Origin of the sequence: Pseudomonas sp. BO3-4 (genome assembly GCF_034044115.1) — a bacterium.
Classification (GTDB): Bacteria; Pseudomonadota; Gammaproteobacteria; order Pseudomonadales; family Pseudomonadaceae; genus Aquipseudomonas; species Aquipseudomonas alloputida.
In genome coordinates this window covers 1,291,243-1,317,408 of the sequence record NZ_CP139018.1, presented here as the reverse complement: position 1 = coordinate 1,317,408, position 26,166 = coordinate 1,291,243, and the positions used below count along the sequence as shown (strand labels likewise).

Here is a 26,166-nt window from a genome sequence, read left to right as displayed (position 1 = left end):
CCCTGACCGGCCCGTTATCTACCCGCCCCTGCCGCAGGCCGCTTGCGCGTGCCCGGTGGACGGGCTGCCACACCCTTAGGGAGCACAACAATAATGAAAATCTGCCACACCCTACCCTTCGCCCTGCTTGGCGCCGGGGTTATCGCCGGCCTGCCGGGCACCAGCCTGGCAGCGGGATTTGTCGAGGACAGCAAGGCCACCCTCGGGCTGCGCAACTTCTACATCAACCGCAACTTCACCAACCCCAGCAACCCACAGAGCAAGGCCGAGGAGTGGACGCAAAGCTTCATCCTCGATGCCCGCTCGGGGTTCACCGAAGGGCCAATCGGCTTCGGCGTGGATGTGCTGGGGCTGTGGTCGGTCAAACTCGACGGCGGTGGCGGTACCTATGGCACGGCGTTGCTGCCACGCCATGACGATGGCAAGCCGGCAGACGACTACGGGCGCCTGGCAGTGGCGGGCAAGGCGCGTATTTCCAAGACCGAACTGAAGATCGGTGAATGGATGCCGGTACTGCCGATTCTGCGTTCGGACGACGGGCGTTCGTTGCCACAGACGTTCCGTGGCGGGCAGGTTACCTCCAACGAAATCGCAGGGCTGACCCTGTACGGCGGCCAGTTCCGCGGCAACAGCCCGCGTAACGACGCGAGCATGGAAGACATGAGCTACGGCGGCGGCGTGTCGGACCGTTTCAACTTCGTCGGCGGCGAGTACAAGTTCAACCAGGACCGCACGCTGGTGGGGCTTTGGAATGCGGTGCTGAAGGACGTGTACCAGCAGCAATACCTGCAACTGAGCCACAGCCAGCCGGTGGGTGACTGGACCCTGGGTGCGAACCTGGGCTACTTCCATGGCGACGAGGACGGCTCCGAACGCGCCGGGCAGCTGGACAACAAGACCTACTCGGGGATGTTCTCGGCCAAGTACGGTGGCAGCACCTTCTGGGTGGGGCTGCAGAAAGTCGATGGTGATACCTGGATGCGGGTGAACGGCACCAGTGGCGGGACCTTGGCCAACGACAGTTACAACTCCAGCTTCGACAATGCCAACGAGCGTTCGTGGCAGGTACGCCATGACTTCAACTTCGTCACCGTCGGGGTACCGGGGTTGACCCTGATGAACCGCTACATCAGCGGGCGCGATGTGCACAGCGGGGGCGTGACCGATGGCAAGGAGTGGGTGCGTGAAACGGAGCTTGCGTATGTGATCCAGAGCGGGGCGTTCAAGGATTTGAGCGTGAAATGGCGTAACTCGTCGATTCGCCGGGATTACAGCAATAACGAGTTCGATGAGAACCGGTTGATCTTCAACTATCCGCTGTCGTTGCTCTGATCAAGACCTGCGGGTTTACCCGCGAATACGGTGGTGGCTGCGACGGTGAACGACGGGTGGAGATTGGCCAGCAGGGCCGGCCCTTTCGCGGGTGAACCCGCTCCTACAACGGCCTGCGCCCAACCACCGACCTGTGTCCACACCCGATCAGGTGTAGGAGCGGGTTTACCCGCGAATACGGTAGCGGCGGCAACGGCGAACGGCGGGTGAAAACTGGCCAGCAGGGCCGGCCCTTTCGCGGGTAAACCCGCTCCTACACAGCGGCCTGCGCCCAACCACCGACCTGTGTCCACCCTCGATCAGGTGTAGGAGCGGGTTTACCCGCGAATACGGTGGTCGCGGCAACAGTGAGCGGCGGGTGGAGATTGGCCAGCAGGGCCGGCCTCTTCGCGGGTAAACCCGCTCCTACACGACGGCCTGCGCCCAACCACCGACCTGTGTCCACCATTGATCAGGTGTAGGAGCGGGTTTACCCGCGAATACGGTGGCGGCGACAACGGTGAACGGCGGGTGGAGATTGGCCAGCAGGGCCGGCCCTTTCGCGGGTAAACCCGCTCCTACGGGCGACCGCGCAGGCCTTTCGCCCTTTCTTACCCGCGAAAAGGCCGGCAAAAGCCGCCCAAGCCTCATTGACAACACACAGAACCACCGCCAATAATCACCCAAGTCATACGACAACCTACAACAACTAACAACAAGAGCCGGCCATGACCACTACCCCCTTCAATCGCCTGCTGCTCACCGGAGCCGCAGGCGGCCTGGGCAAGGTCCTTCGCGAACGCCTGAAAGGCTACGCCGAGGTCCTGCGCCTGTCTGACATCAGCCCCATGGCCCCGGCCGCGGGCCCGCATGAAGAAGTCATTACCTGTGACCTGGCCGACAAGGCTGCGGTACATGCCCTGGTCGAGGGCGTAGACGCCATCATCCACTTTGGCGGGGTTTCTACCGAACACGCCTTCGAAGAGATTCTCGGCCCCAATATCTGCGGCGTGTTCCACGTGTACGAGGCGGCGCGCAAGCACGGGGTCAAGCGCATCATCTTCGCCAGCTCCAACCACACCATCGGTTTCTATCGCCAGGATGAGCGCATCGACGCTCACGCGCCGCGCCGTCCCGACAGCTATTACGGGCTGTCCAAGTGCTACGGCGAAGATGTGGCCAGCTTCTACTTTGACCGCTACGGCATCGAGACCGTCAGCATTCGCATCGGCTCTTCGTTCCCGCAGCCACAGAACCCGCGCATGCTCTGCACCTGGCTGAGCTATGACGACTTGGTGCAACTGATCGAACGTGGGCTATCGACGCCCGACGTTGGCCATACCATCGTCTACGGCGCCTCCGACAATCGCACCGTGTGGTGGGACAACCGCCATGCCGCGCACCTGGGCTATGTGCCCAAGGACAGCTCGGAAGCCTTCCGCGCAGCCGTGGAGGCCCAACCGGCACCCGCCGACGATGACCCGAGCATGGTCTACCAGGGCGGCGCTTTCGCCGTGGCCGGCCCGTTCAACTGACCCCACGCCAGGAGGCACGGCCATGAACTGCGAACTGATCGTCGACGCCCGTAACGGTACCGGCGAAAGCCCTGTGTGGCACCCCGGTGAACAGGCCTTGTACTGGGTAGACATTCCCGCTCGCCAATTGCATCGCTGGCAAGCGGCCGATGGCAAACACCAGTTCTGGCAAGGCGACGAGATGCTGGCCTGCATCGCCCGCAGCGGTCAGGGCTGGGTTGCGGGTATGGAAAGCGGCATCTTTCAGCTCCAGGCCAGGGCGGACGGCAGCCTGGACAGCCGGCTGCTCAGCAACGTGCAGCACGCCCAGGCCGGCATGCGCTTCAACGATGGCCGCTGCGACCGTCAGGGCCGCTTCTGGGCCGGGACCATGCTGCTGGACATGCAGCAAGGCGCCCATGTGGGTGCGCTGTACCGGCATGACGGCGAAGGCCACCTGCACCTGCAGCAGGACGGCATGATCGTGCCCAACGGCCTGGCGTTCAGCCCCGACGGCAAGCGCATGTACCTGTCCGACTCACACCCCAACGTGCAGAAGGTGTGGGCCTTCGACTACGACACCGACAACGGCACGCCGCACAACAAGCGGCTGTTCGTCGACATGCGCGGCTACCCAGGGCGCCCCGACGGCGCCGCGATCGACCAGGATGGCTGCTACTGGATCTGCGGCAACGACGCCGGGCAAGTTCACCGCTTCACCCCTGACGGGCGCCTCGACCGCTCGCTCAGCGTGCCGGTGAAAAAGCCGGCCATGTGCGCCTTTGGTGGCGCCAACCTCGACACCCTGTACGTCACCTCGATCCGCCCCGCGGGCATCGACCTCGGCGACCAGCCACTGGCTGGCGGGGTATTTGCCCTCAACCCTGGCACCAAGGGCCTGGAGGAACCTGCCTACCGGGGCTGAGCCCCACTGCCACACCCACACTTGCACGCCCGAAACCGGATAATAAAAACCACGGAGTTTCATCATGACGTTCAAACGCAAGCTGCTTCTTGCCGTACTCCCGTTCGCCTTCAGCGTGGCCATGCCCGCCTCGGCGCTGGACATCAAGTTCGCCGAAATCCACCCGGCCGGCTACCCGACCGTGGTCGCCGAGCAGAACATGGGTAAAAAGCTGGAACAGGCCAGCAATGGCGACATTACCTTCAAGATGTTCGCCGGCGGCGTGCTGGGATCGGAAAAGGAAGTGATCGAACAGGCTCAGATCGGCGCCGTGCAGATGACCCGCGTCAGCCTGGGGATCGTCGGCCCGGTAGTGCCGGATGTGAACGTGTTCAACATGCCGTTCGTGTTCCGCGACCATGAGCACATGCGCAAGATCATCGATGGCGAGATCGGCCAGGAGATCCTCGACAAGATCACCAACTCCGACTTCAACCTGGTGGCCTTGGCCTGGATGGACGGCGGCTCGCGCAGCATCTACACCAAAAAGCCGGTGCGCAGCCTGGAAGACCTCAAAGGCATGAAGATTCGCGTACAGGGCAACCCGCTGTTCATCGACATGATGAACGCCATGGGCGGCAACGGCATCGCCATGGACACCGGGGAAATCTTCAGTGCCCTGCAAACCGGGGTGATCGACGGCGCCGAGAACAACCCGCCGACCTTGCTTGAGCACAACCATTTCCAGAGCGCCAAGTACTACACCCTGACCGGCCACCTGATCCTGCCGGAGCCGGTGGTGATGTCCAAGACCACCTGGAACAAGCTCACTCCGGAGCAGCAGGTGCTGGTGAAAAAGGTCGCGCGCGAAGCACAGATGGAAGAGCGTGCGCTGTGGGACGCCAAGTCTGCCGCCAGCGAAGAGAAGCTCAAGGCCGCCGGTGTCGAGTTCATCACTGTCGATAAGAAACCGTTCTTCGAAGCCACCGCATCGGTACGCGAGAAGTACGGCGCGCCGTACGCCGACCTGATGAAGCGTATCGACGCCGTCCAGTAATACCAGCCCCTTCCAAGACGACCTCGGCAGTGCGGCCGCCGCCGCCCTGCCGCTTTGGTGATGCCTATGAAATCGCTTTTCCTGAGCGTGAACGACACGCTGTACCGCAGTTGCATCTGGATCGCGGGCCTGTCGATCCTGGCCATGACGCTGATCATCCCGTGGGGCATCTTCGCCCGCTACGTGCTGGGCACCGGCTCCAGCTGGCCAGAGCCAGTCTCTATCCTGCTGATGGTGGTATTCACCTTCGTTGGTGCCGCCGCCAGCTATCGCGCCGGGGCGCATATGGCGGTGGGGATGATTACCGACCGGTTGCCGCCGCTGCAGCGCCAGCTGGTCGCCCTGCTGGTACAACTGCTGATGATCGTGGTGTGCGTGTTCATGACCTATTACGGCACCCGGCTGTGCATCACCACCTGGAACCAGTCGCTGGCCTCGCTGCCCGGTGTGCGGGTCGGCATGACTTACGCGCCGATCCCGGTCGGCGGCGTGCTGACGCTGGTGTTCGTGCTGGAAAAACTCCTGCTGGGCGATCAGAGCAACCGCAAGGTCGTGCGCTTTGATCTGGTCGAAGAAAACGAAGGAGCTGCGTAAATGGAAGCGTTCATTCTGTTGGGCAGTTTCATCGTGCTGATTCTGATCGGCATGCCGGTAGCCTACGCCCTGGGCCTGTCGGCACTGATCGGCGCCTGGTGGATCGACATCCCGCTGCAGGCGATGATGATCCAGGTGGCCAGTGGGGTTAACAAGTTCTCGCTGCTGGCGATTCCGTTCTTCGTGCTGGCCGGCGCGATCATGGCCGAAGGCGGCATGTCGCGCCGGCTGGTGGCCTTTGCCGGGGTGCTGGTGGGCTTCGTGCGTGGCGGGCTGTCGCTGGTCAACATCATGGCCTCGACCTTCTTCGGTGCGATTTCCGGCTCGTCGGTAGCCGATACCGCCTCGGTGGGCTCGGTGCTGATCCCGGAGATGGAGCGCAAAGGCTACCCGCGTGAATTTTCCACCGCCGTGACCGTCAGCGGTTCGGTGCAGGCGTTGCTGACCCCGCCCAGCCACAACTCGGTGCTGTACTCGCTGGCGGCGGGCGGCACGGTGTCGATCGCCTCGCTGTTCATGGCAGGGGTGATGCCCGGCCTGCTGCTGAGCGCGGTGATGATGGGCCTGTGCCTGTTGTTCGCCAAGAAGCGCAACTACCCCAAGGGCGAAGTGATCCCGCTGCGCCAGGCGCTGAAAATTGCCGGTGAGGCGCTGTGGGGCCTGATGGCCATGGTCATCATCCTCGGCGGTATCCTGTCGGGGGTGTTCACCGCCACCGAATCGGCAGCCGTGGCGGTGGTGTGGTCGTTCTTCGTGACCATGTTCATCTACCGCGACTACAAGTGGCGCGACCTGCCCAAGCTGATGCACCGCACAGTACGGACCATCTCCATCGTGATGATCCTGATCGGCTTTGCCGCCAGCTTCGGCTACGTAATGACGCTGATGCAGATCCCGTCGAAGATCACCACCGCGTTCCTGACCCTGTCGGACAACCGCTACGTGATCCTGATGTGCATCAACTTCATGTTGTTGCTGCTGGGCACAGTGATGGACATGGCGCCGCTGATCCTGATTCTTACCCCGATCCTGCTGCCGGTGATTACCGGCATCGGCGTGGACCCGGTGCACTTTGGCATGATCATGCTGGTAAACCTGGGGATCGGCCTGATAACGCCACCGGTGGGCGCGGTGCTGTTCGTGGGCTCGGCCATTGGCAAGGTGAGCATCGAGTCGACGGTGAAGGCGCTGCTGCCGTTTTACCTGGCGCTGTTCCTGGTGCTGATGGCAGTGACTTACATTCCAGCGATCTCGCTGTGGCTGCCTAGCGTGGTGCTGTAATTTTGACCGGGGGCCGCTTGGCGGCCCCTGGGCTCTTGCAAATGGATCCTGCACATGGCTGTCCCCTCCTCGGCTGTACCGCTTTTCCCCCGCAAACTGGCCATCGCCTTGCTCGCCCTGCTGGCCTGTTCATTCGCCGGCAACCACATCGCCGCGCGCATCGCCTTCGATGACGGCACCGGCGTGCTGCTGGCCATCCTCTGCCGCTCTGGCATCACCTTCCTGGTACTGGCCGGGCTGCTGCTGTGGCAACGCCAGGCCCTGGCCCTGCCCGCTGGTGCGCGCCGGTGGCAGCTGCTGCTCGGCCTGCTGATTGCCACCCAGAGCCTGTGCCTGTACTCGGCGGTGGCGCGTATTCCAGTGGCTTTGGCGCTGCTGGTGGGCAACACCTTCCCGATGCTGCTGGCGCTGCTCACCTGGGCGCTGGGCGGCGCACGCCCCACGGGCCGCACCGTACTGTTCATGGGCCTGATCCTGTGCGGCCTGGTGCTGGCGCTGGATGTCCCGGCACGCCTGGCCGACAGTGCTGCGGCCAACCCGCACTGGGTGCCAGGGGTCAGCCTGGCCTTCGGCGCCGCCTGTGCCTTTGCCTGCGCCTTGTGGATCACCGACCATAAACTGGCCAGCGTGCGCGGCCCCGTGCGCAGCCTGCTGACTTTGCTGATCGTGTTCTCCAGCATGCTGGTTGCAGGCGCAAGCGGCGTGATGCCGTCCGGTTTGTCACTGCCAGGCAGCAGCAGTGGCTGGGCGGCCTTGGCCAGCCTGGTAGTGCTGTATGGCTTGGCCTTCACCTTGCTGTTCGTTTGTGTGCCAAGGCTGAACATGGCGCAAAACGCACCCGTGATGAACGTCGAACCCATCGCCACGCTACTGCTGGGCTGGGCCTTGCTCGACCAGCAACTCGGCACCCTGCAATTACTCGGCGGCGCGGTGGTGGTGTGCGGCATCGTGCTGCTCACCTACCGTCGGGCCAATTGATCGTTCATTTAAATGGAGCCTTGAATGCCTGCGACCGAACTGCACCTGCAGGACCGCCTGACCCGCCTGAGCCTGGCTCCGGAGTTGGGCGCCAGCCTGGTCAACTGGGAAGTGAAAGCGACCGGGCAAGCGCTGCTGCGCCATTCCGACCTGGCCGCACTGGAAAGTGGTACGCCACGACGCCTCGCCTGCTACCCACTGGCGCCTTGGTCCAACCGCATTGGCGAGGGTGGCTTTGCCCGACCCGAGGGGTGGCAGGCACTGGCACCCAATACCGGGCATGACCCTTACCCGATCCATGGCAGTGCCTGGCAGCAGGCCTGGCAGGTGGAGCACCACAGTGAACAGCGAGCACGGCTGACGCTAGACAGTGCTGTGCCGTTTGCTTACCGGGTCACGCTGGATGTGCATCTGCATGAGGGGTGCCTGAACCTGGACCTGCATGTAACCCATCTGGATGAGTCGGCCAACTGGTACGGGTTGGGGTTGCACCCTTACTTTCCGCGGTATCCCGATACCAAGTTGTACGCATCGGCACGCAACGTGTGGCTGGCCGAGGATGGGCGGTTGCCGTCGTACCAGGCCGAGGTGCCCGAACAATGGCGCTTCAATGCCCTGGGGCGTTTACCCGAGACAGTGGTTGATCACGCCTTCAGTGGCTGGCCAGGCGAGTGCGTGATCGAACAGCCCAGCGCGGGTTATCGACTGGCGTGCAGTGCCAATGGGGCCGAACACTTCTTGCTGTATTGCCCGCAGGGACAAGGTTTTTTCTGCTTTGAACCTGTTAGCCACCCAATCAATGCGCATCACCTGCCAGGGCGACCGGGGTTGCGGTTGCTGAACCGGGGGGAGGCAATGACCCTGGGGTTCAGGATGCAGTATCGGGCGTTGTGAGCGGGCTGCCTGAAAAAGGGCCGTCACGATAGCGAACATTGTCTGGCGCCATTTCTCGACGCGCTGAACGACCTCAATCCAGCTGCTGATCGCGCAAGTCTTGCGCCAGCATGTCGATAAAGGCCCTGACCTTGGCCGAGCCGTACTTGCTTTCGCGGTGCAGCACATGAATGGGCCAGGGCGCCTCTTCGTACTCGGCCAGCAGCACCTGTAACTGCCCGCTGACCAGTTCGTCTGCCACCTGGTACGACAGCAGCCGGGCAATCCCCAGCCCGCCGCTGGCAGCTGCGATTGCCCCGTCATTGCTGGTTACCGTCAGCCGTGGCTTCATGCGCACCAAGGTCGGCTCGTCGGTCACTCCGAAGCGCCAACCCGCCCGCGGCGACAGGTTGGTGGTGCCGATTATCGCATGCCCGGCCAGGTCCGACGGGTGCTTCGGCACACCATGGCGCGCCAGGTAGTCGGGCGAGGCACACAACATGCGCCGCACCCTGCCCACCCGCAACGCCTTCAACCCGGAGTCGGGCAACGGCCCGATGCGCACGGCCACGTCCATGCCCTCCTCGACCATGTTCACCACGCGGTCGAGAAAAAACGCGGAAACGTCGACTTCCGGGTACTGCTGCAGGTAACGGACGATGCACGGCATGACGAACTTCTTGCCGAACAAAATCGGCGCGGTCACCGCCAGGTCGCCCCTGGGCGTCGCGTTGATGCCGGCAGCGGCTTCATTGGCCTCGTGAATACTGGCGAGAATGTGCCGGGTGTCTTCCAGATAGCGACCGCCGGCCTCGGTCAGACGCACGCTGCGTGTTGTGCGCAGCAACAGTTTGACCCCGAGCTGCTCTTCCAGGGCGCTGACGGCGCGGGTGACGGCGGCCGCAGAAATGTCCAGACGGCGGGCAGCCGCGGCGAAGCTTTCCAGCTCGCCGACGGCGACGAATACCTTCATCAGGTGGATCTGGTCCATGCGGGCTCCTGAGGGTAATGGGGCGTGCGGATTATCGTTCATCTGGATGCGTGGTGTTAGCTGTGCCGGCCTCTTCGCGGGCAAGCCCGCTCCTACGACTGGCTTGAATCAGACATCCAGCACCAACGCCTGCATCCCCTCCTCCCCCTTCGCTGGCACAGCACAACAGATCAGCACCGACCCTGCCTCCGGCAACTCTGCCGGCGGATTCGGATAATGCACCTGGCCGCTCACCAGCCGGGTCTTGCAGGTACCACACGAACCACCCCGGCAACTGAACTCCGGTGCCAGCCCACGCGCCTCGGCCAGTTCCAGCAAGGTGCCGCTACCGGGCACCCAGCGAGCCTCCTTGGCCGACGCAGCAAAATACACCGGCACCGGTTCGTCGGCGGCAGGCGGCTGTTGCAAGATTGGCTGATCTGCGTCGGTGTGCCGCCGCAGCGTCGACGGGCCAAACGCTTCGGCGTGAATCCGCGCATCCGGCACATGCACCCCACGCAGCCCTTCGTAAAGCTGCTGGGTGAAGCTGCCCGGCCCACACAGGTAGAAATCGTAGTCGTCCAACGCCAGCGTTGCCTTGACCTGTTCGATACCCAACCGGCCGGCAAACTCGTAATCACGACCGACCTGCGCGTGCCCTTCAGGCTGGCTCAGGGCGCGGTGTATATGCAGTAGTTCGCCAGCCTGTTGCTGCAAGGTCGCCAGTTCCTGCTGGAACGGCAAGTCGGCCAGGCTGCGTGCGCCATGGAACAGATGAATGCGCCGGGCCTGCCCCGTCCTCAACTGCTGACGCAGCATGGCCAGCAACGGCGTGATGCCCACGCCCGCGCCGATCAGCACCAACGGGCGCGTGCTTTGCTGATCAAGCGTGAAGCTGCCCATCGGCGGCCGCACATTCAACACCTCGCCGGCCACAACGTGCTCATGCAAATACCGCGAAGCCGGGCCCTGGGCTTTGACGCTGATGCGCAAGAATCCATCGTCGGGGGCACTTGAAAGGCTGTAGGTGCGGATCAGCGCCGGCTCGCCATCACGCGTCACCTGCACAGGCAGATGCTGGCCAGGGGCAAAGGCCACACGGCAGCCTGCCGGTGGTTCGAGATAGAACGAGCGGATGTCGCGGCTTTCCTGCTCCACCCGCAGCACCCGCCAGGCCAGCCATTGGCGCTGTTGTCGCCGCTGCTCCAGGCGCGCATCGGCCTCGGCCCAGGTACCGGTCATCAGACTGGTCGGCGCGTATTCCTTGAAAGCCCAGCGCAGGGCAACGGCTGCCGGACGCCACACCACCTGCTCGACCTGCAGTGTCCATAACCGCTCAGCCCCTTCAAAGGCCTGGATGGCCGGGCTGTCCAGCAGCACCTCGGCACGCCCGTACAGTTGCAACACATTGCCATTATTGAAGTCGATGAACAGCAAGCCGGCCCGCGGGTTGACCACCAGATTACCCAAGGTGTTGAAATGCAGATTGCCAGCATAGTCGGGAATCGTCAGCCGATTGCCTTCGACCTTGATGAACCCTGGCCGGCCACCACGGTGAGAGACATCTACCGAGCGCTGGCCGTCAGCATGCTCGACATAGCTGGCGACGAAGAAGGTATCGGCCGCCTGGATCATGCTGACGGTTGAGGTATCCAGTGTTGTCGCATCGATGCGCCCGAGGGCGGGTTCGGTGACGCGGGTGTAGTCACGCAACTGGATGTACTGCGGGCAGTTGCCAAACGCCTGCTCTACGGCCACTTGCAGTTGCCCTTGGGCAGCGTGGCGGATCTGCCCGTTGATGCGATTGCGCCGACGGGTGTGCAGTTCGATCCCCAGCAGGCCGACCGCCTGCCCGGCTGCCAACCCGGGGGTGGCGGGGTCATCTGCTGGCAGCGTGGTGTGGATCGTCAGCATACGAGGGTCGGGCGAGCTTACGAACCCTTCTGGCCCCTCCAGCAGCGTGGCCCAAGGCCGACCCTGGGCATCCACACTGGCGGCGACCATGAAGGGTAACTGGTGATAGAACGTTCGGTGCTGGTCGGGCATGTGGTCACGAATGACCTTTTGCCCGAACGCCTCCATGCGTTCTGCTACACCGACCTTTTCCTGCAGGGTCTTTTCACCCGTATGCCAGGGCGAGGGGCGGTGATCAGGAGATTGTTGCATGGCGGCGCTCCTCGCGATGGCGGGGTTTCAGGCGTGGGTTTGCAGCCCGATCACGGTGCGCGGCATGGGGACGAAACGCGGCAGCGCCTCGATCCGCGCCAGCCAGTTGCGCACATTGGCATAGGGCTCCAGCGACACGTTGCCTTCAGGGGCGTGAGCGATGTAGGAGTAGTTGGCAATGTCCGCAATCGTGGGTGTGCTACCCGCCAGGAATGGCGTCTTCGCCAACTCGGCATCGATCACCTTGAGCAAGGTGTGGGCACGGGAAATCACTTCGTCGGCATTGAATGAAGCCCCGAACACCGTGACCAGGCGGGCGGCGGCCGGGCCAAAGGCCAGCGGGCCGGCAGCGACTGATAACCAGCGTTGCACACGGGCGGCGGCGGCAGGTTCTTCGGGCAGCCAGGCGCCGTTGTCATACTTTTTGGCCAGGTAGACGAGGATGGCGTTGGAGTCGGCAATCACCGTGCCGTTGTCATCAATGACCGGAACCTGGCCGAACGGGTTGAGGGCGAGGAAGTCCGGCTGCTTGTGCGCGCCTTTGGCCAGGTCGACGAACACCAGCTCGGTGGGCAGGTTCAGTAGCGAGAGCATCAACTCGATGCGATGAGCATGGCCAGACTTGGGGAAGTTGTAGAGCTTGATCGGGTTCGACATGGGCTTGGCTCCTGGTCAGCGCCGGGATGGGGCTGATGGAGCACATGCTGCACTGGATCGGCTGGTAGCAGAATCAGTGCGCAGGGGAAACCATAATTTCGCAGGGCGGAATAATGGTTTCCAAACACTTGCGCTGGCGCCTGCAGGTGAGCGCTAGCCTACGATCCGATCAGTGCAGTTTTTTGAAATGTCGGTACAGCCCACGCGCAGCCTCGACCACCTGCGGCACACAGGCCTGGATATCCTCATCGCTCATCTGGTCCAGCAGCTCGAAGTTATCTTCCAACCCATGTAGCGAAATGGCCTTGAGGAGCGGGGCCTGCTCCGGTGGCAACTCGCCCCAACCGGCCACCTGGGTACCGCGCATGTAGCCGAAACACCACTCCTCCATCACGATCACAGTGCCCTGCTCGCATTCGCGTTCCTCGAATAGCGGTTCGAACTGGTCGACCTCATTGCTCAGTTCTTCTGCCACCTGGCTGGCATAACGCAGCATCAATGCCGTGTAGGCCTCCTCATGGGCGGGCTTCTTGAACTTCGGTACCTTGCCACCCGCTACCGCCGGCAGCCATTGTTCCGGCAGGACAGTGATCGGCGAACTGGCGAGTGCGACGAAAAAGCCATTGAGCTCGGCCAGGTCCAGCACCGAGTAGTCATTGCCATAGGTGATCAGCAGGTCTTCGAGGCGGTCGAGTTCTTTTTCGCTGAGTACGGGGAGCATGGGTAAGAATCCTGGGAAGCAAAAGTGTGTGCACCCTAGCACAGCAACGCCGGAAGGGCTGCCCGCGCGAACGCCCGCGCGGGCAGATGGTTCAGGGCTGCAACCAGGCCTGCAGCTCATGTTGCCGGTCGGTGCCTATCAGCAGCCACAGCAAGATGCGGCATTTGCGCGGGCAGAGTGGCCCAGCCATGTAGACGCCTTTTTTCTGCAAGTCGATTTCTGCGCCAGCAAACCCGTAGGTTGCCCGGGCTGTAGGCCCTCTCCCAGTGCGTGTAGCAACCAATACCGGCAAGGTGGGCGCCAGGTGTTCCAGCACTTCGGACCAACTGGCAGAAACATGACCAGCACCGAAACCGGCGATGACCACCCCCTCGTAACCCAATGCGGCCACAGCCTGCAGCAGCGCCGTGTCTGCGTCCAGGCAGGCTTCCAGCAGGGCAACGCGCTGGTCGGTGCGATACGGTAACGGCAACACTTCCCGTCGCCCGGGCGGATGGCGATACAACACAACACCCTCCACAACGTCGCCCAACGGGCCACATCCGGGCGACTCGAATGCCGCCATCGCCAGGCTGGCCGTCTTGCGAACCCTTGCCGCGCAGTGGACCTGATCATTCATGACCACAAGCACACCTCGCCCACGGCTGTCTTGTGCCAATGCAACCTGAGCCGCAGCCAACAAATTGGCCGGCCCATCATTGCCCGGCTGACTCGCCGAGCGCATGGCACCGGTCATCACCAATGGCGCATCGAATGGCCAGAGCAGATCCAGGAAATAGGCCGTTTCCTCAAGGCTGTCGGTCCCTTGGCTCAATACCAAAGCCTGGGCTCCGCGCTCCACCTCGCCCCGGGCCCATGCCAGCACCTCCAGCAACGTCGCGAAGCCCAGCGATGCACTGGGGAGCAGGCACAATGAAGCAACGTTCAACTGCGCCATCTCGCGCAACTGTGGAACCTGAAGCAGTTGCCGCTCACAATCCAGGCTTGGCGTCACACCATCCCCGACAGTACCCAGCCGCATACTGACCGTGCCGCCCAGAGTGGCGATCGACAGCCTGGGCAGGCTCGAATGTTCGCTCATGCTTCTCCCCCCACAATCAACCCGACTATCGGCACAATGCCAAGCGTGCAGATGGCCATCGACACCACATTGCCGATGTAGCCATGCACATAGGCCGGCAACCGCTGAGTGATCGCCACTGCCAGCGGCGGAGCCACCAGGGCACCCAGCACTGCACTGGCCACCACCACTTGCCAGCTGCCGCCATGTGTCAACACCGCGGCCGGGACGATCGACACGATCGGAATGTAGGTAGGGTACCACCCACGGGCTTTCCACTGTCCACGCCAGCATACAACCCCGACCAGGGATGCCAGGGCCTGCCCGGCCACTATTTGCATCACCAGCATAGAACCGTAGGACAGTGCAGCCGGGCTCAACAGGTAAGCCAGCAACACACCCAGCAGTAGCCCGAGGCTGGCCAATTCATTACCAAAGAATGGGGCTTCGCTGAAGTCGGCCAGAACGCGCCGCAAAGTCCAGACCACACCGTAGTCAGGCTGATTGACAACCGGCGCCACGACGGTGGGTTCACCGCATTGGCGTACCCATGAAGGAAAGCGCTTGCACAGGATGAAGGCCACGACGCTTGCCACAGCCATGCCACTCACATTGCCCACTACCACGGGCAACTGCAGGGGATAACACAGGTAATTGACCATCAGCAGGCTGGCCGGTGTTACCAGTAGTGCCCCCAGTAGCGCCCCCGTGATCGTCACCCGCCAGCCCGCACCAAAAAGCAAGACCATGGCTGCCGGCAATGACACGAAGGCAACGAACGTTGGTTGCCAGATGCCACTGGCCAAGGTCCATCCCCACAACGCATGGCTGAGCAGCAAGCCCAAGAGCGAGCTGGTAAACACCCATGGCCATAATCCGCTGCCATAGCAAATGGCAAAGCCCTGCCAGCGGTACCCTCGCACCTGCGCCCAGTGCGCCAGGCACGCGCCCAGCAGCAAGCCCAGCGCGGGCAGTTCGTGCTTGTAGAAAGCCACTTCACTGATATCACCAACAATCCAGCGCAAGCGGCTGAGCGGCTCATCGAGCGTCGCCACCCTCTGTGCATAATCCAGCCATTGGCCATGGGCAAGGCTTGCAGCGAGAAACACCAGCAGGCAGCCGAACATCAACACAAGCCAATGCTGCTGTCGTGAGAAGAAGTGCGTGTTCATTCGCAACTCCTCAACGTGGCATAGGTGCATGCAAGCGATAGCCAAGGGTGGCATCGTAGAGGTCGGTTCGCCGGTCTCTTGGCAGGTCGTTGAGGCTGTTCCAGATCGGTGCCGACCGTGCACTGCTCAAATCGACATCGGCATAGATAATCTCCTCGGCTTCTGCACTGCCCACCTCGCCGATCGGCCAGCCATGAGTACCGGCGATCAGCGAGCAGCCCAGGAAGCGCCCGCCCCGCTCACTGCCGACGCGGTTCGCGGCGGCGATATAAACGTTGGTGACATGCGCTGCCGTCATGGTCAGGTACGAGGCCATGCAGCGCCCTGCATCATCGAACAACGGCGGCGGGGTCCATACCCAGTTGTTGAGGCTGCAGATGATGTCGGCACCTTGCGCGGCCATCACCCGTGGCACTTCCGGGAACCAGATGTCCCAGCAGATCAGCAGGCCGATACGGCCGATAGGCGTCTCGAACACCGGGAACCCCAGGTCACCAGGGGTGAACCAAAGCTTTTCCTGGTTCCACAGATGCGCTTTGCGGTAGTGCCCGAGCAGGCCTTCGGGGCCAAACAGTACAGCACTGTCGTATAGCTTCAGCCCGTCACGTTCGGCAAACCCCGCAGCCAGGTATACCTGGTACTGCTTGGCGAAGTCGGCCCAGGTTTTCAGGCAAGGGCCGTCCTGCAGCACCTGCGCATGGGAATAGGCATCGGCACGGGAGTTGAAGGTGTAGCCCGTGTTGGCCAGTTCAGGCAGTACGATCAGGTTGGCACCTTCGCGTGCTGCGCGCCGGGCCAATGCCAGGCCTCTGCTCACGTTGCTCTCACAGTGCTCAAGACCGACCTGAGGGTCGTACTGGATGACAGCGATACGTACGGGGCTGACGGGGGAACAGGATTCAGACATGGCGGCTTCCTTCTTGTGGTTGTTTTGGAAGGACGCCAGTAAAGCGATGTTGGGTCAGGGAGCGACAGTCAGGAGAGTCCTATGGAACCAAAGGAAAATCACACAATGGCAGTAGGACTCCCCCTACAAAATGACCCGTACGCCGTTATTTCCCAACCTGATAGTGGGGGTAGTACTCGAGGGTAAAGCCACCATTGAACTCGGCTGACGTGTTGTTGCAGAGGTTGATGACCGTATCGATTGCCGTGCGCAAACACGGCTCGGTCCATCCAGCGTCAACTGAGAAGGACTCGCCAGCCAGATACAGCCCTGAGCGCGCACTCAGGTCTCGGTTGTATTTCATCAGGTTTACAGCATCAAAGTAGGTACCTGCCCTATACAACTTCGCGCACCCGAGCGCATTTCGATCTGTGATCCAACGCTGTATGCAAATATTTCGAGTATCGACGTAAGGTGAAATAGCCTCCCCCACATTGGTGCAGCGTAGAAGGATCCGATCGAGCTCCTTCAGACATTTACTCGCCAACTCCGCATCAGAGAAGGCTGCCAATTTGGTAGCGTCATCCTCCCAGGTATAACTGAGGAGAATGCAGTCATCTGGATAGCTATCGTTGTACCGATAGGCATAGACATCGTGCACAAAGCTATCGGTAATCAGAATTTGCGGCATCGGCTTGTGGTCGAGGAAACTTTTCTTCAACGGTGCATAGACCTTGCAACTGGTCTCCCAATGGGCATGCTTCCAGGCATCGATAATCGGCTGCGGCAACATCTGGCGGGTGAAGCCGCTGAGGCTGATGTTGGTTTCGATCAGCCATGACGGAGTGGTCATGATTACGCTGTCGAAGTCTTCATATTCGGTGCTCTCGTGTAACGGATCACTGCATCGCCAACGGTATCCGACCCGAATACGGCCACTTTCCAGCTTCTGCACCGCACACACGGACGTATCAGTCAGTAGCCCATCACTTGTTTTCAGAAGATGTTCATATAGCGAGATCCCACCCATGCCGACGTCTAGGTGCAAAAGGCTTTCGTCGAGGGCCGCAAGTCCGAGATAAGCTGGCCCTTGAAACGGCAATCCCCTGCTATCAGGGATATTGTTTGCTTCAAGATGCGGCGCAGTGTAAGGCACCCCTCCTGAATCCACACGGCCATGCACCAACTGCAAGTGACTGCTGAAGCCAAAGATTGCCGTACGTAGCGGGTACAGGCAGCAAACATCATAAAATGCTCCCCAGCTGCCATCGCCAATACCGATTGCATAGAAAATGGCTGACTCGTCACTGCTCATGCCCAAACCGCCAAAGTCACCCGGGTTTTCAGGATCCCAGGCAGCAAGGGCGGGCAAATGCACCAGATCCCTGAACGACAGTCGATGATAGCGTTCGACGATTTCCCGCCATATCGACTCCCAGCTTGACGTGCCATAAACCGCGGCAACATGTTCAGCAAATTGCTGAGCAAAATTGCGCCATTTCTCGTAGACCTGCTGCAAGGCTGCCGTAGGGGGTGGGGTTTCGCCTGACGGATTACGCCAGATCAAAAGACCCGGGTCACCTTCCCCTTCTAATTGACCTTCGCGAAGATAAATTCCCGTAGCATTCACCCAAGGTGTACCTGGGTTAGGGAAGTCAGAAATCCGCAGCTCGAACAGCTTTGCGTAATAGGCCATGAGCGAGCGACCCTCTTTAGGCGACTCTCCAGTCCTATTGAAGAACGGCATGCGCATCGCCCCCATTTCAAAAGGGGTTGCAGGTTGCTTGTGGCTTGCTGAGCTGTTCACGACCGTCAGGTGTCGCCCGCCTACACGCCGGGACTGCTCAATCAAGGTGATACGGTTGAAACCACAGCGCAATAACTCGCGGGCAGCAGTCAGCCCGGTAACTCCGGCACCGACGATGCAAATGCGGTGATCGGGTTGTGTGGCACGTGCGACGCCGCCCTCTTGTTCGAGAAGCCGGCGGTAGTCGAAGCAGAGATCCGGGGGATTAGGGAAACGTGCGGCCCATGGCTGCATAGGCCGTGATGGGTCGATGGCCAGATCGGCAGGATGGTTGTGTGTTGAACCAATAGTCATGTTCTCGGGTTCTCCATGAGTAGAGAACCTGAGAATGATCAATTGCAACAGGCGTGAAGTGGTTGCTAACTACCACCCGCCGGCACCTACAGGATCTGAGATACCTGTGGGTGCCGGCTTACAGCGATAAGGTCGTCAGGGCTTACACCGCCAGCGCGCGCTCACGCAGCTCGCTGTTGAGGATGCGGTCGTTCTCGCTGTAATCGACCGGGCAGTCGATCACGTGCACACCTGGGGTCTTGATGCAGTGCTCCAGCAGCGGCAGCAGGCCTTCGGCGCTTTCCACGCGGTGGCCGTTGGCGCCGTAGGCTTCGGCATACTTGACGAAGTCCGGGTTGCCGTAGTCCAGGCCGAAATCGGTGAAGCCCATGTTGGCCTGCTTCCAGCGGATCATGCCGTAGCCGTCGTCACGCAGGATCACCACGGTGATGTGCATGCCCAGACGTACTGCAGTCTCCAATTCCTGGCTGTTCATCATGAAGCCGCCGTCACCACACACCGAGATTACCGGGCGGTCCGGGTGCACCAGATGCGCAGCCATTGCCGATGGCAGGCCGGCGCCCATGGTCGCCAGGGCGTTGTCCAGCAGCACGGTGTTTGGCTTGTGCGCTTTGTAGTTGCGGGCGAACCAGATCTTGTAGATGCCGTTGTCCAGGGCGACGATGCCTTCGGACGGCAGTACACGACGGATGTCAGCCACCATGCGCTGTGGGTAGACCGGGAAGCGGTCGTCGTCGGCGCCTTCGGCGATCTGTGCTTCGTTGGCTTCACGGATGGCCATCAGGCGGGTGAAGTCCCAGTGCGACGTGTCGTTCAGTGCTTCACTGATCTGCCACACGGCGTTGGCGATGTCGCCGATCACTTCTACTTGCGGGAAGTACACAGCATCGACTTCGGCAGAGCGGAAGTTGATGTGGATGACTTCGGTGCCGCCACGGACCATGAAGAACGGCGGCTTCTCGATCACATCGTGGCCGATGTTGATGATCAGGTCGGCGGCTTCGACGGCGCGGTGAACGAAGTCGCCCGACGACAGCGCAGCGTTGCCGAGGAAGCGCGGGTGGCGCTCGTCGACCACGCCTTTACCCATCTGGGTGGTGATGAACGGGATGCCGGTCTTGTCGATCAGTTGCTTGAGGACCTTGGCGGTCATCTTGCGGTTGGCACCGGCACCGATCACCAGGATCGGGTTACGCGCGTTCTGCAGTTTCTCGACGGCAGCTTCAATGGCCACGTGCTCGGCCAGCGGGCGGCGGTGCAGGCTGCGCGGGATCGGCAGCGCGTCGGTCTGCTCGGCGGCGATGTCTTCCGGCAGCTCCAGGTGCACCGCACCCGGCTTTTCTTCTTCGGCCAGGCGGAAGGCTTCGCGCATGCGGGCCGGGATGTTGTCGGCCGAGGCGAACTGGTGGGTGTACTTGGTGATGGGGTCCATCATGCCGCACACGTCAATGATCTGGAAGCGACCCTGCTTGGACTTCTTGATCGGCTTCTGCCCGGTGATCATCATCATCGGCATGCCGCCCAGGTAGGCGTAGGCGCTGGCGGTCACCAGGTTGGTGGCACCAGGGCCGAGGGTCGACAGGCTGACGCCGGTCTTGCCGGTCAGACGACCGTAGGTGGCAGCCATGAAACCTGCAGACTGCTCGTGACGGGTCAGTACCAGCTTGATCTTCGACTTGCGCAGGGATTCGAGCAGGTCGAGGTTTTCCTCACCGGGAATGCCGAATACATACTCGACACCTTCGTTTTCCAGGCATTGCACAACGACATCGGCGGCCTTGGCCATCTTGCTTGCTACCTCAAGTGATGGGACGGGGAAGTCCAGAAATGCGCAGCACGGTACGCTGGCATCGCCAGGTCCAGAGCAGAAGTGCCCCGAACCAAAGTCTTGACGTAGGGGGGGGGCGGGAAAGTCACGTTAATGATGCGTGGAGGCCATTCTAGCCTGGCGTCGCACCATCCTCTGTAGGAGCGGGTTTACCCGCGAAGAGGCCGGCCCTGCTGGCCAATTTCCACTTGCCGTTCACCATTGCCGCCGCCACCGTATTCGCGGGTAAACCCGCTCCTACACAGTTTGGTGGTGGACACACATCGGGGGGTGGACACAGGCCGTCGTAGGAGCGGGTTTACCCGCGAAGAGGCCGGCCCTGCTGGCCAATTTCCACCCGCCGTTCACCGTTGCCGCCGCCACCGTATTCGCGGGTAAACCCGCTCCTACACAGATTGGTGGTGGACACACATCGGGGGGGGACACAGGCCGTCGTAGGAGCGGGTTCACCCGCGAAGAGGCCGGCCCTGCTGGCCAATTTCCACCCGCCGTTCACCGTTGCCGCCACCACCGTATTCGCGGGTAAACCCGCTCCTACACAGATTGGTGGTGGACACACATCGGGGGGTGGACACAGGCCGTCGTAGGAGCGGGCTTACCCGCGAAGAGGCCGGCCCTGCTGGCCAATTTCCACCCGCCGTTCACCGTTGCCGCCGCCACCGTATTCGCGGGTAAACCCGCTCCTACACAGTTTGGTGGTGGACACACATCGGGGGGGGGACACAGGCCATTGTAGGAGCGGGTTTACCCGCGAACACCGGCGAAGCCGGTGCCCTCCACCGAGCTGCCTGTTCCCACAGTGATTCGAGCAGGTCCAGTTTTTTTGCCCACAAAGACAAAACCCCTACCTGCATGCGCAGATAGGGGTTTTGCGAAATGAATCTTGACGATGACCTACTCTCACATGGGGAAACCCCACACTACCATCGGCGATGCATCGTTTCACTACTGAGTTCGGGATGGGATCAGGTGGTTCCAATGCTCTATGGTCGTCAAGAAATTCTGTTGCCAGAATGTCCAGATGGACAGCCCAGCGAATTCGGATATGCGATATTTGTGGTCTTACGAATTTTCGGGTCTTTCGTCTTCACCACCGCAATCTGCGTCAGCAAATTGCTTGGGTGTTATATGGTCAAGCCTCACGGGCAATTAGTATTGGTTAGCTCAACGCCTCACAGCGCTTACACACCCAACCTATCAACGTCGTAGTCTTCGACGGCCCTTCAGGGGATTCAAGATCCCAGTGAGATCTCATCTTGAGGCAAGTTTCCCGCTTAGATGCTTTCAGCGGTTATCTCTTCCGAACATAGCTACCCGGCAATGCCACTGGCGTGACAACCGGAACACCAGAGGTTCGTCCACTCCGGTCCTCTCGTACTAGGAGCAGCCCCTCTCAAATCTCAAACGTCCACGGCAGATAGGGACCGAACTGTCTCACGACGTTCTAAACCCAGCTCGCGTACCACTTTAAATGGCGAACAGCCATACCCTTGGGACCGGCTTCAGCCCCAGGATGTGATGAGCCGACATCGAGGTGCCAAACACCGCCGTCGATATGAACTCTTGGGCGGTATCAGCCTGTTATCCCCGGAGTACCTTTTATCCGTTGAGCGATGGCCCTTCCATACAGAACCACCGGATCACTAAGACCTACTTTCGTACCTGCTCGACGTGTTTGTCTCGCAGTCAAGCGCGCTTTTGCCTTTATACTCTACGACCGATTTCCGACCGGTCTGAGCGCACCTTCGTACTCCTCCGTTACTCTTTGGGAGGAGACCGCCCCAGTCAAACTACCCACCATACACTGTCCTCGATCCGGATAACGGACCTGAGTTAGAACCTCAAAGTTGCCAGGGTGGTATTTCAAGGATGGCTCCATGAGAACTGGCGTCCCCACTTCAAAGCCTCCCACCTATCCTACACAAGCAAATTCAAAGTCCAGTGCAAAGCTATAGTAAAGGTTCACGGGGTCTTTCCGTCTAGCCGCGGATACACTGCATCTTCACAGCGATTTCAATTTCACTGAGTCTCGGGTGGAGACAGCGCCGCCATCGTTACGCCATTCGTGCAGGTCGGAACTTACCCGACAAGGAATTTCGCTACCTTAGGACCGTTATAGTTACGGCCGCCGTTTACCGGGGCTTCGATCAAGAGCTTCGCTTGCGCTAACCCCATCAATTAACCTTCCGGCACCGGGCAGGCGTCACACCCTATACGTCCACTTTCGTGTTTGCAGAGTGCTGTGTTTTTAATAAACAGTCGCAGCGGCCTGGTATCTTCGACCGGCATGGGCTTACGGAGCAAGTCCTTAACCCTCGCCGGCGCACCTTCTCCCGAAGTTACGGTGCCATTTTGCCTAGTTCCTTCACCCGAGTTCTCTCAAGCGCCTTGGTATTCTCTACCTAACCACCTGTGTCGGTTTGGGGTACGGTTCCCAGTTATCTGAAGCTTAGGAGCTTTTCTTGGAAGCATGGTATCAACCACTTCGTCGCCTAAAGGCAACTCGTCATCAGCTCTCGGCCTTGAAATCCCGGATTTGCCTAAGATTTCAGCCTACCACCTTAAACCTGGACAACCAACGCCAGGCTGGCCTAACCTTCTCCGTCCCTCCATCGCAATAACTGGAAGTACAGGAATATTAACCTGTTTTCCATCGACTACGCTTTTCAGCCTCGCCTTAGGGACCGACTAACCCTGCGTCGATTAACGTTGCGCAGGAAACCTTGGTCTTTCGGCGTGCGAGTTTTTCACTCGCATTGTCGTTACTCATGTCAGCATTCGCACTTCTGATACCTCCAGCAAGCTTCTCAACTCACCTTCACAGGCTTACAGAACGCTCCTCTACCGCATCATCATACGATGATACCCGTAGCTTCGGTGCATGGTTTGAGCCCCGTTACATCTTCCGCGCAGGCCGACTCGACTAGTGAGCTATTACGCTTTCTTTAAAGGGTGGCTGCTTCTAAGCCAACCTCCTAGCTGTCTAAGCCTTCCCACATCGTTTCCCACTTAACCATGACTTTGGGACCTTAGCTGACGGTCTGGGTTGTTTCCCTTTTCACGACGGACGTTAGCACCCGCCGTGTGTCTCCCATGCTCGGCACTTGTAGGTATTCGGAGTTTGCATCGGTTTGGTAAGTCGGGATGACCCCCTAGCCGAAACAGTGCTCTACCCCCTACAGTGATACATGAGGCGCTACCTAAATAGCTTTCGAGGAGAACCAGCTATCTCCGAGCTTGATTAGCCTTTCACTCCGATCCACAGGTCATCCGCTAACTTTTCAACGGTAGTCGGTTCGGTCCTCCAGTCAGTGTTACCTAACCTTCAACCTGCCCATGGATAGATCGCCCGGTTTCGGGTCTATACCCAGCGACTAAACGCCCTATTAAGACTCGCTTTCGCTACGCCTCCCCTATTCGGTTAAGCTCGCCACTGAATATAAGTCGCTGACCCATTATACAAAAGGTACGCAGTCACCTAACAAAGTAGGCTCCCACTGCTTGTACGCATACGGTTTCAGGTTCTATTTCACTCCCCTCTCCGGGGTTCTTTTCGCCTTTCCCTCACGGTACTGGTTCACTATCGGTCAGTCAGTAGTATTTAGCCTTGGAGGATGGTCCCCCCATATTCAGACAAAGTTTCTCGTGCTCCGTCCTACTCGATTTCATTGATAAGAGATTTTCGTGTACGGGGCTATCACCCACTATGGCCGCACTTTCCAGAGCGTTCCACTAATCTCAAACCAACTTAAGGGCTGGTCCCCGTTCGCTCGCCACTACTAAGGGAATCTCGGTTGATTTCTTTTCCTCAGGGTACTTAGATGTTTCAGTTCCCCTGGTTCGCCTCTTGCACCTATGTATTCAGTACAAGATAACCAGCTTATGCTGGCTGGGTTCCCCCATTCAGAGATCTCTGGATCACAGTCTGTTTGCCGACTCCCCAAAGCTTATCGCAGGCTACCACGTCTTTCATCGCCTCTGACTGCCAAGGCATCCACCGTATGCGCTTCTTCACTTGACCATATAACCCCAAGCAATCTGGTTATACTGTGAAGACGACATTCGCCGAAAATTCGTACGTTGCTCTTTCGAGCAGAACTCACAAATTTTACCTTAGCCTGATCCACCAGCAGTGAAACTGGTGTTCAGTCTATATCTATCACATATCCGAATTTTTAAAGAACGATCTGACAAAAGCCAGAAATCAACATTCGACACGAATGCTCATTTCTGAGTTTGATCAAGGTACAGCAAGTGGTGGAGCCAAGCGGGATCGAACCGCTGACCTCCTGCGTGCAAGGCAGGCGCTCTCCCAGCTGAGCTATGGCCCCGCATATTGGTAGGTCTGGGCAGATTTGAACTGCCGACCTCACCCTTATCAGGGGTGCGCTCTAACCAACTGAGCTACAGACCTATATAGGGTCTTGATCGTCTTCGACAATGAATCAAGCAATTCGTGTGGGAGCTCATCAGCAGGCTGATGTCGTCGATTAAGGAGGTGATCCAGCCGCAGGTTCCCCTACGGCTACCTTGTTACGACTTCACCCCAGTCATGAATCACACCGTGGTAACCGTCCTCCCGAAGGTTAGACTAGCTACTTCTGGTGCAACCCACTCCCATGGTGTGACGGGCGGTGTGTACAAGGCCCGGGAACGTATTCACCGCGACATTCTGATTCGCGATTACTAGCGATTCCGACTTCACGCAGTCGAGTTGCAGACTGCGATCCGGACTACGATCGGTTTTGTGAGATTAGCTCCACCTCGCGGCTTGGCAACCCTCTGTACCGACCATTGTAGCACGTGTGTAGCCCAGGCCGTAAGGGCCATGATGACTTGACGTCATCCCCACCTTCCTCCGGTTTGTCACCGGCAGTCTCCTTAGAGTGCCCACCATAACGTGCTGGTAACTAAGGACAAGGGTTGCGCTCGTTACGGGACTTAACCCAACATCTCACGACACGAGCTGACGACAGCCATGCAGCACCTGTGTCAGAGTTCCCGAAGGCACCAATCCATCTCTGGAAAGTTCTCTGCATGTCAAGGCCTGGTAAGGTTCTTCGCGTTGCTTCGAATTAAACCACATGCTCCACCGCTTGTGCGGGCCCCCGTCAATTCATTTGAGTTTTAACCTTGCGGCCGTACTCCCCAGGCGGTCAACTTAATGCGTTAGCTGCGCCACTAAAATCTCAAGGATTCCAACGGCTAGTTGACATCGTTTACGGCGTGGACTACCAGGGTATCTAATCCTGTTTGCTCCCCACGCTTTCGCACCTCAGTGTCAGTATCAGTCCAGGTGGTCGCCTTCGCCACTGGTGTTCCTTCCTATATCTACGCATTTCACCGCTACACAGGAAATTCCACCACCCTCTACCGTACTCTAGCTTGCCAGTTTTGGATGCAGTTCCCAGGTTGAGCCCGGGGCTTTCACATCCAACTTAACAAACCACCTACGCGCGCTTTACGCCCAGTAATTCCGATTAACGCTTGCACCCTCTGTATTACCGCGGCTGCTGGCACAGAGTTAGCCGGTGCTTATTCTGTCGGTAACGTCAAAACAGCAAGGTATTAACTTACTGCCCTTCCTCCCAACTTAAAGTGCTTTACAATCCGAAGACCTTCTTCACACACGCGGCATGGCTGGATCAGGCTTTCGCCCATTGTCCAATATTCCCCACTGCTGCCTCCCGTAGGAGTCTGGACCGTGTCTCAGTTCCAGTGTGACTGATCATCCTCTCAGACCAGTTACGGATCGTCGCCTTGGTGAGCCATTACCCCACCAACTAGCTAATCCGACCTAGGCTCATCTGATAGCGCAAGGCCCGAAGGTCCCCTGCTTTCTCCCGTAGGACGTATGCGGTATTAGCGTTCCTTTCGAAACGTTGTCCCCCACTACCAGGCAGATTCCTAGGCATTACTCACCCGTCCGCCGCTGAATCAAGGAGCAAGCTCCCGTCATCCGCTCGACTTGCATGTGTTAGGCCTGCCGCCAGCGTTCAATCTGAGCCATGATCAAACTCTTCAGTTCAATACTGCTTGGGTTTTTAAGAAACCCTAAACTTGGCTCAGCAATCTCAAATGACTATGTGATTT

17 protein-coding genes, 2 tRNA genes and 3 rRNA genes are annotated in these 26,166 nt (G+C 59.8%); 8 read left to right on the top strand and 14 right to left on the bottom strand.

Annotation, left to right across the window (positions count from 1 at the left end; all coding sequences use genetic code 11):
- Positions 1 to 93: 93 nt before the first annotated feature.
- From REH59_RS06000 to REH59_RS05965, 8 genes are all read left to right on the top strand, one after another.
- The gene (locus REH59_RS06000) at positions 94 to 1,332 is read left to right on the top strand and encodes an OprD family porin (RefSeq protein ID WP_004577198.1); all 1,239 of its coding nucleotides are present in this window, start codon (positions 94 to 96) and stop codon (positions 1,330 to 1,332) included.
- A gap of 707 nt (positions 1,333 to 2,039) precedes the next feature.
- Positions 2,040 to 2,846 (top strand): NAD-dependent epimerase/dehydratase family protein, encoded by an 807-nt coding sequence (locus tag REH59_RS05995; RefSeq protein WP_014860606.1) that lies wholly within the window; start codon positions 2,040 to 2,042, stop codon positions 2,844 to 2,846.
- A gap of 22 nt (positions 2,847 to 2,868) precedes the next feature.
- The gene (locus REH59_RS05990) at positions 2,869 to 3,750 is read left to right on the top strand and encodes a glucurono-1,5-lactonase (protein ID WP_014860607.1); all 882 of its coding nucleotides are present in this window, start codon (positions 2,869 to 2,871) and stop codon (positions 3,748 to 3,750) included.
- Between the two features lie 64 nt (positions 3,751 to 3,814).
- Positions 3,815 to 4,786, top strand: coding sequence for a TRAP transporter substrate-binding protein (locus tag REH59_RS05985; protein WP_003254830.1), 972 nt, complete (start codon positions 3,815 to 3,817; stop codon positions 4,784 to 4,786).
- A 66-nt stretch (positions 4,787 to 4,852) separates the two neighbouring features.
- Positions 4,853 to 5,380 (top strand): TRAP transporter small permease, encoded by a 528-nt coding sequence (locus tag REH59_RS05980; RefSeq protein WP_003254832.1) that lies wholly within the window; start codon positions 4,853 to 4,855, stop codon positions 5,378 to 5,380.
- Complete coding sequence (locus REH59_RS05975) at positions 5,381 to 6,661, top strand: TRAP transporter large permease (protein WP_014755560.1); 1,281 nt, start codon at positions 5,381 to 5,383, stop codon at positions 6,659 to 6,661. It begins immediately after the preceding gene.
- A gap of 54 nt (positions 6,662 to 6,715) precedes the next feature.
- Positions 6,716 to 7,639 carry an EamA family transporter gene (locus tag REH59_RS05970; protein ID WP_003254835.1) on the top strand — a complete coding sequence of 308 codons (924 nt, stop codon included), beginning with the start codon at positions 6,716 to 6,718 and terminating at the stop codon, positions 7,637 to 7,639.
- A 24-nt stretch (positions 7,640 to 7,663) separates the two neighbouring features.
- Positions 7,664 to 8,533: an aldose 1-epimerase gene (locus REH59_RS05965; RefSeq protein ID WP_014860609.1), complete on the top strand. Its 870-nt coding sequence runs from the start codon at positions 7,664 to 7,666 to the stop codon at positions 8,531 to 8,533.
- Between the two features lie 73 nt (positions 8,534 to 8,606).
- Here the strand turns inward: REH59_RS05965 and REH59_RS05960 are convergent, their stop codons facing one another.
- The 14 genes from REH59_RS05960 to REH59_RS05895 form a co-directional block, all read right to left on the bottom strand.
- The gene (locus tag REH59_RS05960) at positions 8,607 to 9,503 is read right to left on the bottom strand and encodes a LysR family transcriptional regulator (RefSeq protein WP_014860610.1); all 897 of its coding nucleotides are present in this window, start codon (positions 9,501 to 9,503) and stop codon (positions 8,607 to 8,609) included.
- 108 nt (positions 9,504 to 9,611) lie between these two features.
- Positions 9,612 to 11,648, bottom strand: coding sequence for a pyridoxamine 5'-phosphate oxidase family protein (locus REH59_RS05955; RefSeq protein WP_014860611.1), 2,037 nt, complete (start codon positions 11,646 to 11,648; stop codon positions 9,612 to 9,614).
- 27 nt (positions 11,649 to 11,675) lie between these two features.
- Entirely contained in the window at positions 11,676 to 12,305 is a 630-nt protein-coding gene (locus REH59_RS05950) for a glutathione S-transferase family protein (RefSeq protein ID WP_012051444.1), read from the bottom strand.
- A 169-nt stretch (positions 12,306 to 12,474) separates the two neighbouring features.
- Complete coding sequence (locus REH59_RS05945; protein ID WP_014860612.1) at positions 12,475 to 13,026, bottom strand: UPF0149 family protein; 552 nt, start codon at positions 13,024 to 13,026, stop codon at positions 12,475 to 12,477.
- A gap of 91 nt (positions 13,027 to 13,117) precedes the next feature.
- Positions 13,118 to 14,107, bottom strand: coding sequence for an asparaginase (locus REH59_RS05940; RefSeq protein WP_014860613.1), 990 nt, complete (start codon positions 14,105 to 14,107; stop codon positions 13,118 to 13,120).
- Positions 14,104 to 15,258 (bottom strand): hypothetical protein, encoded by a 1,155-nt coding sequence (locus REH59_RS05935; protein ID WP_014860614.1) that lies wholly within the window; start codon positions 15,256 to 15,258, stop codon positions 14,104 to 14,106. Before REH59_RS05935 ends, REH59_RS05940 begins: the two co-directional genes overlap by 4 nt.
- Before the next feature lie 10 nt (positions 15,259 to 15,268).
- On the bottom strand, positions 15,269 to 16,165 hold the full coding sequence (locus REH59_RS05930; RefSeq protein WP_320450406.1) for a nitrilase family protein: 897 nt from the start codon (positions 16,163 to 16,165) through the stop codon (positions 15,269 to 15,271).
- A gap of 145 nt (positions 16,166 to 16,310) precedes the next feature.
- Positions 16,311 to 18,245, bottom strand: coding sequence for a flavin monoamine oxidase family protein (locus REH59_RS05925; protein ID WP_014860616.1), 1,935 nt, complete (start codon positions 18,243 to 18,245; stop codon positions 16,311 to 16,313).
- 142 nt (positions 18,246 to 18,387) lie between these two features.
- A complete protein-coding gene (locus REH59_RS05920) occupies positions 18,388 to 20,031 on the bottom strand; it encodes an acetolactate synthase large subunit (protein WP_004576806.1) in 1,644 nt (547 codons plus the stop codon).
- A 923-nt stretch (positions 20,032 to 20,954) separates the two neighbouring features.
- A 5S ribosomal RNA gene (gene rrf, locus REH59_RS05915) occupies positions 20,955 to 21,070 on the bottom strand.
- Positions 21,071 to 21,201: 131 nt separating this feature from the next.
- Positions 21,202 to 24,094 (bottom strand): 23S ribosomal RNA (locus REH59_RS05910).
- A 234-nt stretch (positions 24,095 to 24,328) separates the two neighbouring features.
- Positions 24,329 to 24,404, bottom strand: a tRNA-Ala gene (locus tag REH59_RS05905).
- A gap of 6 nt (positions 24,405 to 24,410) precedes the next feature.
- Positions 24,411 to 24,487, bottom strand: a tRNA-Ile gene (locus REH59_RS05900).
- Positions 24,488 to 24,564: 77 nt separating this feature from the next.
- Positions 24,565 to 26,101, bottom strand: a 16S ribosomal RNA gene (locus REH59_RS05895).
- Together the 16S, 23S and 5S rRNA genes with 2 tRNA genes alongside form the textbook arrangement of a ribosomal RNA operon.
- Between the last annotated feature and the right edge of the window lie 65 nt (positions 26,102 to 26,166).

Excerpts from the sequence above, each read along its gene's own strand:
- REH59_RS05955 (WP_014860611.1), bottom strand. The coding sequence starts at position 11,648 with ATGCAACAATCTCCTGATCACCGCCCCTCGCCCTGGCATACGGGTGAA.
- REH59_RS05995 (WP_014860606.1), top strand. The coding sequence starts at position 2,040 with ATGACCACTACCCCCTTCAATCGCCTGCTGCTCACCGGAGCCGCAGGC.
- REH59_RS05935 (WP_014860614.1), bottom strand. The coding sequence starts at position 15,258 with ATGAACACGCACTTCTTCTCACGACAGCAGCATTGGCTTGTGTTGATG.
- REH59_RS05920 (WP_004576806.1), bottom strand. The coding sequence starts at position 20,031 with ATGGCCAAGGCCGCCGATGTCGTTGTGCAATGCCTGGAAAACGAAGGT.
- REH59_RS05990 (WP_014860607.1), top strand. The coding sequence starts at position 2,869 with ATGAACTGCGAACTGATCGTCGACGCCCGTAACGGTACCGGCGAAAGC.
- REH59_RS05960 (WP_014860610.1), bottom strand. The coding sequence starts at position 9,503 with ATGGACCAGATCCACCTGATGAAGGTATTCGTCGCCGTCGGCGAGCTG.
- REH59_RS05930 (WP_320450406.1), bottom strand. The coding sequence starts at position 16,165 with ATGTCTGAATCCTGTTCCCCCGTCAGCCCCGTACGTATCGCTGTCATC.
- REH59_RS05965 (WP_014860609.1), top strand. The coding sequence starts at position 7,664 with ATGCCTGCGACCGAACTGCACCTGCAGGACCGCCTGACCCGCCTGAGC.
- REH59_RS05945 (WP_014860612.1), bottom strand. The coding sequence starts at position 13,026 with ATGCTCCCCGTACTCAGCGAAAAAGAACTCGACCGCCTCGAAGACCTG.
- REH59_RS05925 (WP_014860616.1), bottom strand. The coding sequence starts at position 18,245 with ATGACTATTGGTTCAACACACAACCATCCTGCCGATCTGGCCATCGAC.
- REH59_RS05985 (WP_003254830.1), top strand. The coding sequence starts at position 3,815 with ATGACGTTCAAACGCAAGCTGCTTCTTGCCGTACTCCCGTTCGCCTTC.
- REH59_RS05980 (WP_003254832.1), top strand. The coding sequence starts at position 4,853 with ATGAAATCGCTTTTCCTGAGCGTGAACGACACGCTGTACCGCAGTTGC.
- REH59_RS05975 (WP_014755560.1), top strand. The coding sequence starts at position 5,381 with ATGGAAGCGTTCATTCTGTTGGGCAGTTTCATCGTGCTGATTCTGATC.
- REH59_RS05950 (WP_012051444.1), bottom strand. The coding sequence starts at position 12,305 with ATGTCGAACCCGATCAAGCTCTACAACTTCCCCAAGTCTGGCCATGCT.
- REH59_RS05970 (WP_003254835.1), top strand. The coding sequence starts at position 6,716 with ATGGCTGTCCCCTCCTCGGCTGTACCGCTTTTCCCCCGCAAACTGGCC.
- REH59_RS06000 (WP_004577198.1), top strand. The coding sequence starts at position 94 with ATGAAAATCTGCCACACCCTACCCTTCGCCCTGCTTGGCGCCGGGGTT.
- REH59_RS05940 (WP_014860613.1), bottom strand. The coding sequence starts at position 14,107 with ATGAGCGAACATTCGAGCCTGCCCAGGCTGTCGATCGCCACTCTGGGC.